The 16,346-nt window shown below is 62.8% G+C and carries 20 protein-coding genes, 1 tRNA gene and 1 pseudogene; 10 read left to right on the plus strand and 12 right to left on the minus strand.

Annotated features, from left to right (window positions below):
• The first annotated feature begins 60 nt into the window (after positions 1 to 60).
• Complete coding sequence (locus ACR64R_RS11155; RefSeq protein WP_487361682.1) at positions 61 to 747, plus strand: aspartyl/asparaginyl beta-hydroxylase domain-containing protein; 687 nt, start codon at positions 61 to 63, stop codon at positions 745 to 747.
• A gap of 93 nt (positions 748 to 840) precedes the next feature.
• Here ACR64R_RS11155 and ACR64R_RS11160 read toward each other — a convergent pair whose 3' ends face one another.
• The 3 genes from ACR64R_RS11160 to ACR64R_RS11170 all read right to left on the minus strand — a co-directional run bounded on the left by ACR64R_RS11160 (position 841) and on the right by ACR64R_RS11170 (position 2,163).
• Positions 841 to 1,146, minus strand: a complete 306-nt coding sequence (locus ACR64R_RS11160; protein ID WP_487361683.1) for a DUF982 domain-containing protein — start codon at positions 1,144 to 1,146, stop codon at positions 841 to 843.
• Between the two features lie 270 nt (positions 1,147 to 1,416).
• A complete protein-coding gene (locus ACR64R_RS11165) occupies positions 1,417 to 1,653 on the minus strand; it encodes a hypothetical protein (RefSeq protein ID WP_487361684.1) in 237 nt (78 codons plus the stop codon).
• A 114-nt stretch (positions 1,654 to 1,767) separates the two neighbouring features.
• Positions 1,768 to 2,163 carry a hypothetical protein gene (locus tag ACR64R_RS11170; protein ID WP_487361685.1) on the minus strand — a complete coding sequence of 132 codons (396 nt, stop codon included), beginning with the start codon at positions 2,161 to 2,163 and terminating at the stop codon, positions 1,768 to 1,770.
• Positions 2,164 to 2,331: 168 nt separating this feature from the next.
• On the opposite strand from ACR64R_RS11170, the gene map reads away from it, so the two are divergent.
• Positions 2,332 to 3,159 (plus strand): type I methionyl aminopeptidase, encoded by an 828-nt coding sequence (gene map, locus ACR64R_RS11175; protein ID WP_041008132.1) that lies wholly within the window; start codon positions 2,332 to 2,334, stop codon positions 3,157 to 3,159.
• 38 nt (positions 3,160 to 3,197) lie between these two features.
• Positions 3,198 to 3,959: a RadC family protein gene (gene radC, locus ACR64R_RS11180; protein WP_487361686.1), complete on the plus strand. Its 762-nt coding sequence runs from the start codon at positions 3,198 to 3,200 to the stop codon at positions 3,957 to 3,959.
• A 10-nt stretch (positions 3,960 to 3,969) separates the two neighbouring features.
• On the opposite strand, the gene ACR64R_RS11185 is transcribed toward radC, so the two are convergent.
• Both ACR64R_RS11185 and tig read right to left on the minus strand, forming a co-directional pair.
• Complete coding sequence (locus tag ACR64R_RS11185) at positions 3,970 to 4,482, minus strand: hypothetical protein (protein ID WP_487361687.1); 513 nt, start codon at positions 4,480 to 4,482, stop codon at positions 3,970 to 3,972.
• Between the two features lie 191 nt (positions 4,483 to 4,673).
• Entirely contained in the window at positions 4,674 to 6,188 is a 1,515-nt protein-coding gene (gene tig, locus ACR64R_RS11190) for a trigger factor (protein WP_487361688.1), read from the minus strand.
• Between the two features lie 343 nt (positions 6,189 to 6,531).
• On the opposite strand from tig, the gene ACR64R_RS11195 reads away from it, so the two are divergent.
• A tRNA-Leu gene (locus ACR64R_RS11195) sits at positions 6,532 to 6,616 on the plus strand.
• Positions 6,617 to 6,728: 112 nt separating this feature from the next.
• Here ACR64R_RS11195 and ACR64R_RS11200 read toward each other — a convergent pair.
• Positions 6,729 to 7,310: a GDYXXLXY domain-containing protein gene (locus ACR64R_RS11200; protein WP_487361689.1), complete on the minus strand. Its 582-nt coding sequence runs from the start codon at positions 7,308 to 7,310 to the stop codon at positions 6,729 to 6,731.
• Positions 7,307 to 8,422: a DUF2157 domain-containing protein gene (locus tag ACR64R_RS11205; protein ID WP_487361690.1), complete on the minus strand. Its 1,116-nt coding sequence runs from the start codon at positions 8,420 to 8,422 to the stop codon at positions 7,307 to 7,309. Before ACR64R_RS11205 ends, ACR64R_RS11200 begins: the two co-directional genes overlap by 4 nt.
• Before the next feature lie 234 nt (positions 8,423 to 8,656).
• Here ACR64R_RS11205 and ACR64R_RS11210 point away from each other — a divergent pair, with 234 nt between their 5' ends.
• The 3 genes from ACR64R_RS11210 to trmFO all read left to right on the plus strand — a co-directional run bounded on the left by ACR64R_RS11210 (position 8,657) and on the right by trmFO (position 10,758).
• Positions 8,657 to 8,797, plus strand: coding sequence for a DUF1127 domain-containing protein (locus tag ACR64R_RS11210; protein WP_082056373.1), 141 nt, complete (start codon positions 8,657 to 8,659; stop codon positions 8,795 to 8,797).
• 51 nt (positions 8,798 to 8,848) lie between these two features.
• Positions 8,849 to 8,989, plus strand: a complete 141-nt coding sequence (locus ACR64R_RS11215) for a DUF1127 domain-containing protein (protein WP_071096637.1) — start codon at positions 8,849 to 8,851, stop codon at positions 8,987 to 8,989.
• A 359-nt stretch (positions 8,990 to 9,348) separates the two neighbouring features.
• Positions 9,349 to 10,758, plus strand: a complete 1,410-nt coding sequence (gene trmFO / locus ACR64R_RS11220) for a methylenetetrahydrofolate--tRNA-(uracil(54)-C(5))-methyltransferase (FADH(2)-oxidizing) TrmFO (RefSeq protein ID WP_487361691.1) — start codon at positions 9,349 to 9,351, stop codon at positions 10,756 to 10,758.
• Between the two features lie 196 nt (positions 10,759 to 10,954).
• Here the strand turns inward: trmFO and ACR64R_RS11225 are convergent, their stop codons facing one another.
• The gene (locus ACR64R_RS11225) at positions 10,955 to 11,191 is read right to left on the minus strand and encodes a hypothetical protein (protein WP_487361692.1); all 237 of its coding nucleotides are present in this window, start codon (positions 11,189 to 11,191) and stop codon (positions 10,955 to 10,957) included.
• A gap of 97 nt (positions 11,192 to 11,288) precedes the next feature.
• On the opposite strand from ACR64R_RS11225, the gene ACR64R_RS11230 reads away from it, so the two are divergent.
• The 3 genes and pseudogenes from ACR64R_RS11230 to ACR64R_RS11240 all read left to right on the plus strand — a co-directional run.
• Complete coding sequence (locus tag ACR64R_RS11230; RefSeq protein ID WP_487361693.1) at positions 11,289 to 11,492, plus strand: hypothetical protein; 204 nt, start codon at positions 11,289 to 11,291, stop codon at positions 11,490 to 11,492.
• A 409-nt stretch (positions 11,493 to 11,901) separates the two neighbouring features.
• Positions 11,902 to 12,693, plus strand: a complete 792-nt coding sequence (locus ACR64R_RS11235) for a phytanoyl-CoA dioxygenase family protein (protein ID WP_487361694.1) — start codon at positions 11,902 to 11,904, stop codon at positions 12,691 to 12,693.
• A gap of 377 nt (positions 12,694 to 13,070) precedes the next feature.
• Positions 13,071 to 13,316 (plus strand): annotated as a pseudogene (locus ACR64R_RS11240) (hypothetical protein); the annotation flags it as partial.
• A gap of 291 nt (positions 13,317 to 13,607) precedes the next feature.
• Here ACR64R_RS11240 and ACR64R_RS11245 read toward each other — a convergent pair.
• The 4 genes from ACR64R_RS11245 to ACR64R_RS11260 all read right to left on the minus strand — a co-directional run bounded on the left by ACR64R_RS11245 (position 13,608) and on the right by ACR64R_RS11260 (position 16,321).
• Complete coding sequence (locus ACR64R_RS11245; RefSeq protein ID WP_487361695.1) at positions 13,608 to 14,558, minus strand: sterol desaturase family protein; 951 nt, start codon at positions 14,556 to 14,558, stop codon at positions 13,608 to 13,610.
• A complete protein-coding gene (locus ACR64R_RS11250; RefSeq protein ID WP_487361696.1) occupies positions 14,558 to 14,983 on the minus strand; it encodes a hypothetical protein in 426 nt (141 codons plus the stop codon). Before ACR64R_RS11250 ends, ACR64R_RS11245 begins: the two co-directional genes overlap by 1 nt.
• Positions 14,984 to 15,064: 81 nt before the next feature.
• The gene (locus tag ACR64R_RS11255; RefSeq protein WP_487361697.1) at positions 15,065 to 15,931 is read right to left on the minus strand and encodes a phytoene/squalene synthase family protein; all 867 of its coding nucleotides are present in this window, start codon (positions 15,929 to 15,931) and stop codon (positions 15,065 to 15,067) included.
• On the minus strand, positions 15,932 to 16,321 hold the full coding sequence (locus ACR64R_RS11260; RefSeq protein ID WP_487361698.1) for an Mth938-like domain-containing protein: 390 nt from the start codon (positions 16,319 to 16,321) through the stop codon (positions 15,932 to 15,934).
• Positions 16,322 to 16,346 lie beyond the last annotated feature (25 nt).

Here is a 16,346-nt window from a genome sequence, read left to right on the forward strand (position 1 = left end):
TCCGTGAGGCATCGCCGAAAGCAGCATCCCGCTATATAACAGCCTCGTTGAGGGAATGAGATGTCAGGCGCCTACGATCTGGGAACCAATCTGGTCCGCCGTATCTATGAAAAGCGCATAGATGCACCGGCCATTCTTGATGCCGGAAGACATTTTCCCAATGCGACGAAGTTCGCTGCCGCCTGGCGCGACATTCGCGACGAAGCGCTCGCCGCGAAGCTGAACAAGGCGCCGCGCTTCCACGACATCATGCCGGAGCAGGCCGATATTTCGGCCAATGACGGGCTCGACTGGCGCATGTTCGTGCTGAAGGCCTACGACATGGCGGTGCCGGAGAATCTGGCAAGGATGCCGGTGCTGAGCCGCCTGCTCGCCGAATGCCCCGAGGTCAAGTCGGCGGCTGTTTCCTTTCTTGCCCCGCACAAGCACATCCCGCCGCACCGCGGACCGTTTCGCGGCATCATGCGGTTTCACCTCGGCCTCGTGATCCCCAGACAGCCGGACGGCCGCCCGGCAACGATCATGATGATCAACCATGAGGAAAGGCGCATCGCCGACGGCGAGTGCATGCTGTGGGACGACACGTTCGAGCACGAAGTCACGAACAACTCGGATCAGCCGCGCGTCGCTCTCCTCCTCGACGTGTGGCGTCCGCAGATGCCGCTGGATATGGAGATCCTGTCGCGCGTGATCGTGCGCGGCGTGCAGGTGGGAATGCGCTATAGGGGCGTGTCGTTCGGCGGCTGAGCCGGTTTGTCGCTAACGCCCCCAATCCATGCCCGAAGCGCGCTCCTGTTCGGGGACGGCGCGCATAAAGACAGGATTAGAGCGCTTCGCGCCTCAAGCACGCGCCTCTCGATGCGTAACCGCCACGTTGCGCCGCTTGCCGGGAAACATGGCGTCCCTCGCCAGCAATCCGCTGACGCGGCAGAACGCCGCGAATGCCCGGCAGGCTTCCTCGGGGCTGACCACGTCGACCGTCGCGCCGAAGCAGGCATTGAAGGCGGCTTCGTAGATTTTGCCCTGCCGGCGTTTCGGCCAGCCCTGCAGGAAGTCGAGCGCCTGCTCGACGCTGTAGATCTCCTCGACCGGCATGCCGGGCGCGGGCATGATGCGCACCGGCACCTCGAATTGCAGTCTGTCCATTCCCTGTCTCCCGAACTTGCGCAGCCCCGGCAACGCCGCTCGATGTGAAAAGTTGCTTGAGCGGCCTTCTGAATGAGGATTGTGACCTCAGTGCGGTCAACAATCGGTTCACCGGCCTGCTCTCCACGCGCGTTGCCAATGGCGCATCTCCAGCAAATTGCCGGGAAGGCCCAGCTGTCTTGGGCGGAACATGAGCGAAACCCGGGTCGAGCGTGGCAGGGCGAGGCAATGCGCGTCGCCCTGCCCCCGTCCTGTTCCCAATCATCGGCACTACTGGTTGGCCGGGTCGGTCTCGGCGTCGTAGGCCATGCGGGTGACCACCATCAGCACATAGGCTGAAGGCAGAGCGAAGATGGCGCCGAGCACGATTGACGCTGTTGCGTCCATGCGAAGGGTGGCGGCTACGGCCCAGTAGACGGTGCCGATGCAGATCACCGCCTGAACCGCCAGAAAGGACGCCGCGGCAGCCGCGCGGGTGAGTGTCTTGAATGTCTTGATGCGTTGCATTGGATGAAATCCGAACTGCACGCCCGCATCCGGCGGACGGCCTAGAGCCGTCGCCGAACCGCGACGCGAAGGAATGTCAATGGTTTGTTTGAATGCCGCGCTTGCGGCCATGCCTTACGCGGCGGGTGGCGCTCGCGGCTGGTTGGCGCGCGAAGCCGATGCGCCTGCCGCTGCGGGCGTGATGCCTATCTCGGCCGGCAACGCCTGTGCGATGACCAGGTAATCGGATGCGGGCACGAGCGCGCCTGGATTGCCGCCAACGAGCTTCACGGGAAGCGGCCGACTGGCCCGGACTTCGAGCGCCTGCGCCTTGCCGGTCGTCCTCAGCAGCGCGATCGTATCGCCCTGGCGCGCGGCGCTGATGCTTGAGCCGCCGGAAGACAGGACGGCCGACCCAGAGATTGCGGTCTGGGCAAAGCCTAGCAGCGCGAGCATCAAAAGCACCATCAGGCCCGCAAAAGCGGTCCTGACCGGCAGCAGCATCGATCTTTCGCGTTCAAGTGCCGTCAAGGCAATCTCCGAATATCGGGACCGCCCTAACCCATGGAATGCTCAAAGGAAAGCCGCAATAGGCCCCGCAACCGCACTTCGTCCTTGAACCTTGCAGCTTCCGGTGCCAAATCTGGAGCAGATCTTCGCATCCGGCTCTTTCGAGCCGACGCCGGCAAACGGACAAAAATGGTTACCTATCTCGACGCCTCAACGGCTCCCCTTCGAAATACTGGCCAGATACGCCTCTATGGCGAGGAAGGCTTTGCCGGCATGCGCAAGGCCTGCGACCTCACCGCGCGCTGCCTGGACGAGCTCGTGCCGATGGTGAAGCCCGGCGTGACTACGGAAACGATCGACCGCTTCGTCTTCGAATTCGGCATGGATCATGGCGCGCTGCCGGCGACGCTGAACTATCGTGGCTACACCAAGTCGTCGTGCACCTCGATCAACCACGTCGTCTGCCATGGCATTCCCGACAACAAGCCGCTGAAGGAAGGCGACATCGTCAACATCGACGTCACCTACATCCTCGACGGCTGGCATGGCGATTCCTCGCGCATGTATCCGGTGGGCACGATCAAGCGCGCCGCTGAGCGCTTGCTCGAAGTGACCTATGAATGCCTGATGCGTGGCATCGCCGCGATCAAGCCCGGCGCTCGCACCGGCGCCATCGGCGCCGCGATCCAGACCTATGCCGAGGCCGAGCGCTGCTCGGTGGTGCGCGATTTCTGCGGCCACGGTGTCGGCCAATTGTTCCACGACGCGCCGAACATCCTGCATTACGGCACCGTCAATGAGGGCGTCGAGATGCGGCCCGGCATGATCTTCACCGTCGAGCCGATGATCAATCTCGGCCGTCCGCATGTGAAGGTGCTGTCGGACGGCTGGACGGCGGTCACACGCGACCGCTCGCTGTCGGCGCAATACGAGCACACGATTGGCGTCACCGACACTGGCTGCGAGATCTTCACGCTGTCGCCGAAAAAGCTCGACCGCCCAGGGCTCCCGGCCTAGTCTTCGGCCGAAGCCTTCGGGGGGATGCAGGGCAGGCCATGGGGAAAGTCGAGGACGAGCGGGCGTTTTTTTCCGAAGGTTGGATCGAACCGCCGCAAAGATCCGTGAAAAAGGCGGCGGTAGAAGAAAAGCCGCACTATCACGGCCATCGCGACCGCCTGCGCGAACGTTTTGTCGCCGGTGGGCCGGACGCCCTTCCCGACTACGAGCTGCTCGAGCTCTTGCTCTTCCGGCTGATCCCGCGCGTCGACACCAAGCCGATCGCCAAGGCGCTGATCGCCCGCTTCGGGTCGCTCGCCGAAGTGCTCGGCGCGCCGACGTCGCTGCTGGAGGAGGTGAAGGGCATTGGACCCACGGTGGCCGTCGACCTCAAGGTCATAGCCGCCACGGCTCAGCGCATGGCGCGTGGCGAGGTGCGCGGCCGCGAGGTGCTGTCCAACTGGACGCAAGTGCTCGACTATTGCCGCTCGGCCATGGCCTTCGAGACCCGCGAGCAGTTCCGCATCCTGTTCCTCGACAAGAAGAACGGATTGATCGCCGACGAGGTGCAGCAGACCGGTACCGTCGACCACACACCGGTCTATCCGCGCGAAGTGGTGAAGCGCGCGCTCGAACTATCGGCCAGCGCGATCATCCTGGTCCACAACCATCCTTCTGGTGACCCGACGCCGTCGCGCGCCGACATCGAGATGACCAAGCAGATCATCGACACGGCCAAGCCGCTCGGCATTTCCGTGCACGACCACATCATCATCGGCCGCAAGGGCAACGCCTCGATGAAGGGCCTTCTGCTGATCTAGCCCTGCCCGGTTATGGCGGATCGGTCTTGCAACTGGCGGCGAGCTGACCGACCGCGTCCGCAAGTCCGGCAAGCTCGAAATCCGCCTCACCTCGCCCCGACAGCAAGCCGAAGCGCCATGACAATGTCAGCCGGTTCGCAGAGATCAGGCGCTTGATGCCGTCGTCTCCGTCCCTGACCAGCGTCCTGCCACGAGGGCCGACCGACCAGCTTTCATCGGTTTTGCCGCCGCCGTCGACGGTGACGGTGATGGTGATCTTGCGGCTGGCGGAAACCGCGTCATTGAGCTGGAGCCATTCGCTCCAGCGCGGTTCGCCATCGGGTCGGCAAGCCAGTGTAAGCACCGGGCTGTAACCGAGTGCTCCCCCACCGGTGATCAGCTTGTTGTTGGCGTGCAGCGATGCCGTGATCTGGCCATTGTTGCCTGGGCCGACGTTCCAGTTGCCGGCATCCGGCCCGGCCTGTGCTGCCTCGGCTGCCGCGGCTATCAAGAGCGCCGCGGCTACGACCACGTCTCTTACCATGAACCCGGCCTCACCAGTGTCTCCAAACGCCCGCGAATGCGACGAAGCGCAGATAATGTTCAAGGGTTGGTATCGCCAGCGCCGGCCGATCAAGACAAGTTGTCTGTGTTGCCGCGTGGCCACAATGAAATGGTCATGACATGCAAAAGGCCGCCCGGAGGCGGCCTTTCGAAATCGGCAGCTTGAAACTGTTACTCGGCTTCCTTGGCGGCTTTCTTCTTCGGGGCGGCTTTCTTTTTCGGCTCTTCCGCCTCAGCGGTGGCTTCGCCCGCCTTTGCTTCGCCCGCCTTTGCTTCGCTTGCCTTGGCCTCGGCCTTCTTAGAGGAAGCCTTCTTCGCAGGCTTCGCCTTGGTCGCGGTCTCGGCTTCCTCGTCGTCGGCCATCAGCTCGTCCTTGCCGACTTTCACGTCGTTGACCGAAATCTGGCCGAGAAGATAGTCGACGACCTTCTCCTCGAACATCGGCGCGCGCAGGGCGTTGATGGCTTCCGGGTTGCTGCGATAGTATTCGAATGCTTCCTGCTGCTGGTTGGCCGGGAAGCGGCGCACCTGCTCGAACAGTCCGCGCTGCAGTTCCTCGTCCGAAACGGTGACACCGGCCTTCTCGCCGATTTCGGCGAGCACCAGGCCGAGGCGCACGCGGCGCTCGGCAAGGCGCATATATTCGGCGCGCGCCTCTTCTTCCGTCGTCTCTTCGTCGGCGAAAGTGCGCCCGGCGGCTTCAAGGTCGCGGTTGACCTGAGCCCAGATATTGTTGAACTCGGCCTCGATGAGCTTGGACGGCGCCTCGAACGAATAGGACGCGTCCAGCTGGTCGAGCAGCTGGCGCTTGACCTTCTGGCGGGTCATCGAGCCGAACTGGCTCTCGATCTGGCCGCGCACGACCTCGCGCAAGCGCTCCAACGATTCCAGGCCGAGATTCTTCGCCGTCTCGTCATTGACTTCGAGCGCGCCGGGAGCCGACACTTCCTTCACGGTGACGTCGAAGGTGGCTTCCTTGCCGGCCAGATGCGCCGCCTGGTAATTTTCCGGGAACGTGACGGTGACCTGCTTCTGGTCGCCGGCCTTGGTGCCGATCAACTGATCCTCGAAGCCCGGGATGAATTCCTTGGAGCCGAGCACCAGCGGCTGGTCGGTGCCGGCGCCGCCGGCAAATGCCTCGCCGTCGATCTTGCCGACATAGTCGATGGTCACGCGATCGCCCTCGGCGGCCTTGCCGGTCTTCGGCTCATAGCTGCGCGCCGATTCGGCGACGCGCTTGACCTGCTCCTCGACCTCCGATTCCGGCACGTCGTAGACCTGACGCGTCACCTTGATATCGGAGAAATCCTTGATCTCGATCGCAGGGATGACTTCGTAATTGAGGCTGAACTCGAAGTCGGTGCCGCCGGCCAGGATCTTCTCGGCCTCCTTCTCGTCCTCGGTCATGATCACTTCGGGCTGCATGGCCGCCTTTTCGCCGCGCCCCGAGATGATCGACCGGGTCGAATCGTTGAGGATCTCGTTGACGACCTCGGCCATGAACGACTTGCCATACATCTTGCGCAGGTGCTGCACCGGCACCTTGCCAGGGCGAAAGCCGTTGATGCGCACCTTGTCGCGGGCGTCGGTCAGCCGTGCCATCAGCTTGGCTTCCATATCACCGGCCGGCACGGTGATCTTGATCTCGCGCTTGAGACCGGAGTTGAGCGTTTCGGTGACCTGCATCCTAGAACCTTTGTTTTCAACAATGAGACTGCGAAACGGTCGTAGCCGTTTACAGCCTGCCGGTATGATCTTGCCGGAAATGGCTTTTGGGACGGAACCTGGCGATTTGACCGCCGATGCGGTTCAAACTCTCCTGAACTGCGCCTAGCGGGATGCGAATAAGTTTTTGTTTTTCCTATAACTTTTCACATCTTGCAGAACCGCGAATTCACGTTCCGTCACATTCGACACGCCTTTTGTCACAGGCTAGGCTAATTTTCAACTATCTTCGCTACCTGCCGCAGAAGCATGATTTGAGCGCCGACATTGACAGAATGATGGCTACATGGGATTGCCGGGCAAAGCGGATGTGGCGGAATTGGTAGACGCCCTGGATTTAGGTTCCAGTGCCGAAAGGCGTGGGGGTTCGAGTCCCTTCATCCGCACCATCCTTTGCTCTTCAGTTTCGGATGGCTCCGCAAACCAAGGCTCGAAGAGCCGAGGGTATCTTCCAAAGCCTTGGCGAAGGAGGATCGGCGCCGTCAGTGTCGAGCAAAGTTGCTAATAAAGCGGCTCCTCGAACAGCGTCTTGTCGCCGTCCATCAGCGCCTTGATCTGCGCCGTGCCGTCGGCCGCGAGTGCGAGCTTGATGCCGAACGGCCGCACGCGCATGTCGTCCTGGATCGCCATGCCCTCGCCTTCCGGCACGTAGAAACGATCGATCCCGTACTCCGGAGCGATCGTCGAGTCCGGACTGCGTAAGTCCCATCCTGCCGCGACATGGCCCGCGATATCCGCCTCGTCTGGGCCGGCCGGAACCGGCGCTCTGCCGAACCAGGCTGTCGACGGCTGCCAGTAGCCGTCGCCACCCTTCTTCAATCGCACCGTGATCGAGCCGTCGTCGCTGGAAAACGAGCCTTGCGGAATGTTGGCAATCAGCTTCACCGGAATCCGCGAAATGTTGTTGTTGATCGACACATAGTCGCCGCGCAGGAGATCGCGCGGGTCGACTGGCTCGACTTTGAGCAGCACTTCCTTGCCGTTGCGGAGGATCGCGGCGCGACCCGCGATGATCCAGCTGAGAAAGCCGATCTGGACAAGCGCCAGCACCATCGCCGATAGGATCAGTTTCTTGCCGATCATGCTGTTGCTTCCTTCTCGGACGCCCTCATGCGCTTCTCGATACGGATGACGACCAGCGCCAGAATGCCGAGCAGCACGGCCGCCGCCAGGAAGAATCCGGCCGTATCGAGCGTCGACCGCAAGGTAACTCCGTAGATGATGGCGAGTTCGAAAGCGAAACCGGCGTAGGCCAGCCAGCGCAGGCCCCTACTCTCCCGACCGGCCAGCATGATTGCCGTCACAATGCTGGCAAGCGCCACGATCGAGGCAACTGCGAAACCGCTGTCGTAGGTGCTTTCATCCGCCAGCTCGAACTGGATGATCGCCATGCCGGTCAGGAAACCGACCAAGGCGTGCAAGGGCAGTCGGCCGCCCAGTTGAAGGATCCTGTCTATCGAATCGCCCGCAAAGACCGAGGCGGCAAAGAGCAGCGCCGACGCGATGGCCAGCGAGACCGCCACCGGCAGCGTGTCGTGGTCCGTCGCCAGCAAAACCAGATAGAGAATGACGGACAAAATGATGAGGTGGCGCGCGGCCCCGCTTCGCGTCCAGAACGAAATCGCGAACAGGACGATCGCCATGACGATGAAGAGATGCGGAATCTCCGCGCGCCAGTAGAAGCCGAACCCTTTGAGAACCAGCCAGGCGTCCGCGATGCCGACCGCCGCCACCGTCAGCGGGTTGGAACGCAGCGCAACCGCCGCCAGCGCCGTGCCGGCGCACCAGGTCAGCAACGCCGAAGCCTCGTCGCCCGAGAGGTGATACATCTGGCCGATCAGCGCGATCGATCCGCCGAAGGCCGCGGCTGCAACGATCCACAGTGCCTCGCCGATCGCGGCATGGTCGCGCGTCTTGAGGACCGCGCCGCCCACATAGCCAGCCAGGATGACGGCGAACAGCGCCGCGACCCGAGCCAGGCGCGGGATGGCCTCCCAATTTGCGGCAACGAAGATCAGGATGGCGGCGCCGAACAAAAGCGCCGCCATCATTGCCAGGATGGATCCGAAACTCAGCGAGGCGCGCTCATTGGCGGCGATGTCGCTCGTCAATGCTTGCGCGGTGGCGGGGTCGATCAGCCCACTCTCCCGCCAGCGAGCGATATCCGCCCTCACCCGTGTCGCATAGCTCGCCATGCTTTCCCCCGAAGCCTGGTCATTTCCTTAGCCGAAACAGACAAGCCGTTGACGCAGCGGCATTTTTCGATTCGGTCACCTTTGTGACGCAGGCATGAATGGCCGTTAATGTTGCATTGCACAAATTGCATTGCTGCCATGCGCCAACGGCACTTTTAAACCGATACGATCCCACCTATTTTCCGTTCGTACACAAACGGAATGATCCGAACTAAAGACGAAACGAGAACTACCATGAACCTGATCCGCAACTACCGCAACTGGCGCCGCTACCGGGAAACCGTTTCCGAGCTGAACCGCCTGTCGAACCGTGAACTGACCGACCTCGGCATCAGCCGTAGCGACATCCACTACGTCGCCCGCAAGGCGGTCTAATCCGCTTCGGGCCGCAAATGGTCCGAACCAGTTTTGAAGAGAGTTAAGACAATGAACCTGATCCGCAGCTATCGTAACTGGCGCGTTTATCGCGAGACGGTTTCCGAGCTGGGTCGGCTTTCGAACCGTCAGCTCCATGATCTCGGCATCGTTCGCGACGAGATCAAGATGATCGCCCGCAAGGCGGTCTGATAGGGAATTTCGCCAGGGTCGACCTCCTCCCCGACCCTGACGGATACGGTCAACCTTCACCTCCTCCCGAGGGCTGACCACAGAAACGGCGCCCGCCGGACCTCCTCCCCCGGCGGGCGTTGTTCCCGAATCGAACGCAGTTCGTCTTCTAGGCGAAAGGAATTTCGTCAAAGCCGACCTCCTCCCCGGCGATGGCGAATAAGGTCGATCTTCACCTCCTCCCGAGGATCGACCCGCAAAACGACACCCGCCGGACCTCCTCCCCCGGCGGGTGTTGTTGTTTTTGACGGCAGCTTCTCGCCTCACCCGTTGCCGCCTGGCAATTGCAATCGGGCCGCCAAGCGACTATTCCGGCGCTCATGAGCAAAAATCCCGTACACGTCATCGGCGGCGGCCTCGCCGGCTCCGAAGCCGCATGGCAGATCGCCGAGGCTGGCGTTCCCGTCGTGCTGCATGAGATGCGCCCGGTGCGCGGCACGGACGCGCACAAGACCGATGGTCTGGCCGAGCTCGTCTGCTCGAACTCCTTCCGTTCCGACGACGCCGAAAACAATGCCGTTGGCTTGCTGCATGCCGAAATGCGGCTGGCCGGCTCGCTGATCATGAGCGCCGGCGATGCGCACCAGGTTCCGGCCGGCGGCGCGCTGGCCGTCGACCGGGACGGCTTTTCCGACGCCGTCACCGCAAAGATCAAGGCGCATCCGCTGATCAACATCCAGCGTGAGGAAGTGCCTGGTCTGCCGCCCAAGGATTGGGACCAGGCGATCATCGCCACCGGCCCGCTGACCGCACCTTCGCTGGCGCAGTCTATCGCCGAGGCCACTGGCGCCGATGCGCTGGCCTTCTTCGACGCGATCGCGCCGATCGTGCATTTCGACACGATCGACATGAATACGGCCTGGTTCCAGTCCCGCTACGACAAGGTCGGCCCCGGCGGCACCGGCAAGGACTACATCAACTGTCCAATGGACAAGGACCAGTACTTCGCTTTCGTGGGGGCGCTGCTGGAGGGACAGAAGACCGAGTTCAAGCAGTGGGAAGGCACGCCCTATTTCGACGGTTGCCTGCCTATCGAAGTGATGGCCGAGCGCGGCCTCGAGACGCTGCGCTACGGCCCGATGAAGCCTATGGGCCTGACCAACGCCCACAACCCCTCGGTCAAGGCCTATGCGATTGTACAGCTTCGCCAGGACAATGCTCTTGGCACGCTCTACAACATGGTCGGTTTCCAGACCAAGCTGAAGCATGCCGAGCAGGTGCGCATCTTCCGCACCATTCCCGGGCTTGAGAACGCCGACTTCGCGCGTCTCGGCGGCCTGCACCGCAACACCTACATCAATTCACCGACGCTGCTCGATGCCTCGCTGCAGCTCAAATCGCGGCCGGGCCTGCGCTTTGCCGGCCAGATCACCGGCTGCGAAGGCTATGTCGAAAGCGCCGCGATCGGCCTGCTTGCCGGCCGCTTTGCCGCCGCCGAAAGGCTCGGCCAGGCAGCTTCGCTGCCGCCGCCGACCACTGCCTTCGGCGCTCTGCTCAACCACATCACGGGCGGCCATATCGTCTCGGACGACGAGCCCGGCAAACGCTCCTTCCAGCCGATGAACGTCAATTTCGGCCTGTTCCCGCCGGTGGAAGCGCCGAAGATCGAGGGCAAGCGCCTGCGCGGCAAGGACAAGACCGTCGCCAAGCGTCACGCGATCACCTCGCGGGCACTGGCCGATTGCCGGGTGTGGCTGGGGGTACCGGCGCAGGCGCAGGCGGCCGAGTAGCTGTGGCTGAGGTCTCCAGGTTGCCTCAACTTCTGCCGCCGGGTTTGCCGGCAAGTGAAGGGCCTTTCGCGGACGGCTACGAGATTGTCTGGAGCGTCTATATTCGCTGCAAGAGCCTCCAAAAATTGCGCGAGGTTCATATCCCAGCGCTCGAAGCGATGATCGGCCAGCCACATGGCGGCAAAGGCTAGGCTGCTTAACCGTCATTTTCGGCTGTGCGCTCGGCAATGGCGAACGCCTGAAGGTTCCGCGCCTTCCCGCGATCCTCATCGGCATTGGAGATGATTGAATAGAAGGCCGCCCTTGCTATGTCCTTCTTGGACGCAGTCGGGTGCTGCTGTCTGACAGCCTTGACAAGCTGCTTGGCGGTCATGTCGGGCGTCGCGATACGCATCAAGGTGTCCGCCAGGGCCTGCATCTCGTTCGCCTTCATCGCTCACTCCTACTCCGTAATGATGGATCAGATACGACCTGAAGACGCTTGATCAGGCAAATCCGTTTGCGTAATTCTCGCATCATACAATAGGTGGATGATGCGCCCCGATGGCAGAGATACGCCTTTCGCGCCGACCGAATTTAGGGTCAGCATGGCCAAGGACGATAAGGGCGCCATCGGCGTTCTGACCGTGAAGACCACCAACGGTCAGTTGGATTTCGCCCTTGATGGCGATGCGGTGGGCGCGCTTGTCAAGGCAGCCAGCCAGCTCCAGTCGAAGCTGGACAAGGCCCGATAGATCCACGCTGGCCATTTGCACAAGAAAGGGCCCGGTCGAAACCGGGCCTTGGAGGTTCAGGTGCCGAGCGGTCAAAATATTCGGCTCCGTCAGTGTCCAGCAATATCGTGACAGCTGCATGAAGCCGGAAGCGGTTGTCGAGCAACCTTGCCGGAGGAACGATGCCATTCGTCCTGACAGGCCGCGCTCCTCACCTGGGCAAGGCGGGAGAAACAGTCGAGCTGACCCTTTCGCAGGCCGCCTGACTTCATTGCGAGCGGAAACATCACGTGCTAGTCACGCGTAATCATGATGTTCACGTCCGCGTTCTTCCCGCTGATCTGACGACGTTGCAGTCGTCGCGGCACCAAGGTGCCTCTTAGATCATAACGGCCTGTCCCCGTGTGGAGGCCGTACGGAGAATTATTGAATGTCGGACGTTACACAAACCGGCCTGAGCCAGGCTCAGGTCGAGCATTTCATTGAACATGGGTACCTTAAGCTCGAGGGTGCCTTCGATGGCGAACTCGCCCGCCAAGGGCGGGAGCGGCTGTGGGCGCTCATGGGTCTGTCCCAGAATGCACCAGAGACGTGGAAACAACCTGTTGTTCGCTTGGGCTTCCAGACGGGCAAGCCTTTCGTCGAGGCGGCAAATACCCCGCTGCTGCACGCGTCGTATGACGCCTTGGTTGGCGAGGATAGATGGTTGAGACCCAATGGCCTGGGCACCTTCCCGGTCCGGTTCCCCTCACCAAATGATCCGGGCGATGTGGGATGGCACGTCGATGTCAGCTTCGGCACAGACAACGCCGACTTCATGCAGTGGCGGGCCAACGTGAAAAGCAGCGGCCGCGCGCTGCTCATGCTGTTCCTCTTCTCCGATGTCGGGCAACTCGATGCGCCAACAAGGATCAGGAAAGGATCGCACCGCGCTATCGCCAGGCAGCTGCTGCCCGCAGGCGACGGTGGCCTTACGCTCGGAGAACTCGCCGCTGACGGCTTCGCTTCGACCGCGCACTGTGAAGAAGACTTGGCCACCGGGCCTGCCGGAACCGTCTATCTCTGCCATCCCTTCCTTGTCCACTCGGCGCAACCGCATCGCGGAGCAGAGCCTCGCTTCATGGCCCAACCGCCGCTTTTACCGAAGGGTGAGTTCGACCCGTCGCTGCCACCCTCTGCGGTGCAGATAGCCATCCGCAAGGCCATAGGAATGCAGCCCTAAGCAGCCGGGGCTCCGGCACATACCGTTCGGGGCCCCACCTGCCTTCGTACAGTCCGAAACTCGGAAGCAATCTGCTCAAAGCCGACCGTCGCGGAGCGTTCGGCGTTCACCACCACCAGGAGGGCCCTTGGATGAAGTTCCTCGTTACCCACCGCGCTCCGCAGCTCGGCGCTCCCGGATCAACGATCGACCTAACGCGACTTCACGGCCGCCGGCACCGTTTCGCTGCGCCTCGCCCAGGCCGTCGGCAATCTGATGTTCACGGGGTAACGGCGCAGCCCGCAAGCCCGACCGGCCGTCGCAGCTGATGCCGCGCCCCGCCGGAGGGCCAGCCGCGAAGCGGCGGTGCGGCCCGAGAGGCAAAACAAAGGATCACCATGCTGGAATTGTCCCACCTCGAAGGCCTCCCGACCCCGGAGGCGACCGACGTCGTCGCCGAAGCCGATGCGCTCGCCGCGATCAAGGCCAAGTTCGTCGAGCTTGCGACCAGCTATGGGCTGGATGTCACCGGCATCATCGCCCTCGAGGGCGAGCCGGGCAACATCCAGCTTCAGGTCGACGTCTTCCGCGAGGTGGCGATCCGCGCGGCGATCAACGATGCGGTCAAGGCCAACCTCCTGGCGTTCGCCGCCTGCGCCGATCTCGACCACCTGGCGGCCTTCTATGACGTCATCCGCCTGGTGGACGAGACGGATGCAAGGCTTCGCGCCCGCACCGTGCTTGCCATTTCCGGCCGTTCCACCGCCGGATCGGAAGACTGGTACAAGAGCGCCGCCTTCCGGCGAGCGTGCGCGTCGAGGATGTCGCAGTCGTCGACGCTATGGTTGAATTGGAGGCTAATTTCACAGACGCCATGGGTGGCGAATCCGGACGGTATCTCGGCTCCGGTCAGCGTATCAGCTAGTGATTTCCAACTATTCCGCTGGCTCGGCACTCGCCTCCGGCAATCCCGGCTTGCCCGCCTCTCCCGGATTCCTCCGCACATAAGCCGCCTTCAGCGTCTCCGAGGTGTCGCGCGAACCGTCATGGCTCCACCCCGGCGGCTGGATGAGATAGTTGACACGTTGACTAGGCGTCAGCCCGGGCATCAGCGCATCCCTGAACATGCCGATCCATTCATGGAACGCCACCTTCAGCGGATTGAAGGTGCCGACGTTCTTGACGATACCGTAGCGTGGCCGGTCTTCCTCCAGTTCCTCGACGAAGGTGCCGAACATGCGATCCCAGATGATCAGCGTACCGGCGTAGTTGGCGTCGAGATAGCGTGGATTGGTGGCGTGGTGGACGCGATGATGCGATGGCGTGTTGAAGACGAACTCGAACCAGCCCCACATCTTGCCGATCGTCTCGGTATGGATCCAGAACTGCCAGACAAGGTTGAAGCCGAAGACGAAGGCGATCACCGCCGGATGGAAGCCGAGCAGCACCAGCGGCGCCTGCAGAATGAAGGTGAAGGTAAACAGGCCGGTCCAACTCTGCCTGAGCGCCGTCGAGAGGTTGTAGTGCTGGCTGGAGTGATGGTTGACGTGCTCGGCCCACACCCAGCGCACCCGGTGCGCGATGCGGTGATAGACATAGTAGCGCAGGTCGTCGAGCAGGAAGGCGGCGACGAACACCCAGATCGACAGGCCGAGATTGAAGACACGGAACTGCCAGAGCCACAGCAGCGCCCAGTAGGACACCACACCGAGCAGCAGGCCGGCAACGACGTTGCCCGTTCCCATTATCAGGCTGGTCAGCGTATCGCGCGTCTCGAACGATCCTTTGGCGCGCCCGCTGCGCACCAGCCAAAGCTCGATTAGGATTGCCGCGACGAAGAACGGGATCGCAAGCTGGGTGACCTGCGGAAAATTGTACTCGTCCATCACGCCGCCTCCTGGATTTGATCGCGGTTCTGCAGCCTTGACTCTACGGCCAGCGCGCCGGCCTCGTCCGCAAAGACGAAATTGCCGCCCTTCCAGGTGAAATCGTTGAGCCGCAGCGAGACCGTATTCCCTTCCCTGGTCAGCGCCATAACGTCACGCGGCGTGACGATGCGCGTCAGAAAACAGTCGCCTATGCTCTGGACGATGCCGCAACGCCGCGGGCCGAGGTCGAGAAACGCGGCGTGTTTGCCGGCAGTCAGTCGCACGGCGCTTGGCCTTTCGTCGGGAAAATCCTCGGCAAAGCGAGCGAGCGCGTGGTCGTCGCCGGCAAGCGTCGCGGTCGTCGTGCCGCCGGTGAAATGTACAGCCGCCACGGACAGCGCGATGCCGAACACAACAAGCACGACCAGGACTGGCAGACTCATGGAAAGGCGGCTCCTCCGACGGCCCGCATTTCTTTGACGCGGGTCCACCTGGGCGAATCCCTAGCATGATTGACGTTTACGTCAAAGGGGCGGCCAGCCCCGCATCGCATGACGCAAGAGCAACCAGTGTCGGCTCAAGGTTGAGAGCGTCGCCGTCATATTGAGCGGCGACCTGCCCGACTTTTCCATCTTGTCGAGATAGGCTCGGGTCAGTGCCAGCGCCAGGAAAGCGGGCCGGAGCGCGACGGGAAGCGCCGGCGCGCCCTTCTCGAAGGCGTTGAGATGCTCCCGCGCCAGCGCGATCATCGCTGCAACCGCGCGCTCGGCGGCGCCCCCGCCGTCGCCTTTGACGAACTCGTCCGGCGTCGTGCCGGCGGCCGCGAGTATGTCGGCGGGCACGAAACATTGTCCGCGCCGGCGGTGCAGCGGCAGCAGAAGCAACAGGCCGGTAATGGCCTGCGCGCAGCCGGCCCGGCCGGCCAGTTCGGCAAAGCCTGGGGCCGCGACCGGATCGAGCACCATTGCCGCTAGCTGGATAAGCGTGGCGGCCGTTTCGCCGCAATAGCCTTCGAGATCGGTCCGCGACGGCATCGGGTCGTCATAGAGATCGAAGATGCGGGCCTCGAGCATGTTGTCGAAAGCAACTTGCGGCAGTCGGTTCGCGGCAATCGTCGCACGCAGTGCATCGGCGGTCGGGTGGCCGGTCTCGGCGTCCCCTTCGGCCGCGATCGCGTCGCGCCACCATTGCAGCCTGACCTCGCCCGGCAGCGGCTCGTGGATGCGATCGCGCACGCCGGCGATTTCGGCGTTGAAGGCATAGAGCGCGAAAAGCGCGTCGCGCCTGTCGGCCGGCGCGTAGAGAGCCGACAAGTAACGGTCATGGTCGGCGGCGCGCACCGCATCCATGACCACGTCGCCATTCTTGACGTTGTTGTGCGGGCCGGCCATTCAATCGACGGCGATCAGGGCCGCTGCCACCGCGCGATCTTCGGCGAGCAGCACGTTGTAGGTCCGCACCGCGGCTCCCGTCGACATCGGGTCGGCCGAGATGCCGGCCTCCTTGAGCGCGGCGCGCAACGCGGCCGGCAGCGGCCGCAGCTCCTTGCCCATGCCAACCAGCAGGATCTCGACCTTGCCGGCTTCGGCGAACAGCTTGTCGAAATCTGACGCCTTCAACGCCGACGGGTCGACCGGCTCCCAGCCATGGATGCCAGACGGCAAGGCGAGCAGCGATCCGCGATGCGACATGTCGGCAAAGCGGAAGCCGCCATTGCCATAGGCCTCTATCGCCGCCTTGCCGGGGAAATGCGCCTCTCGGATGATGATGCCTTTGGCCATGGTCAGCCGAAAAGTGTGGAGCGGT

Source organism: Mesorhizobium sp. MC2-1-1, assembly GCF_057597255.1.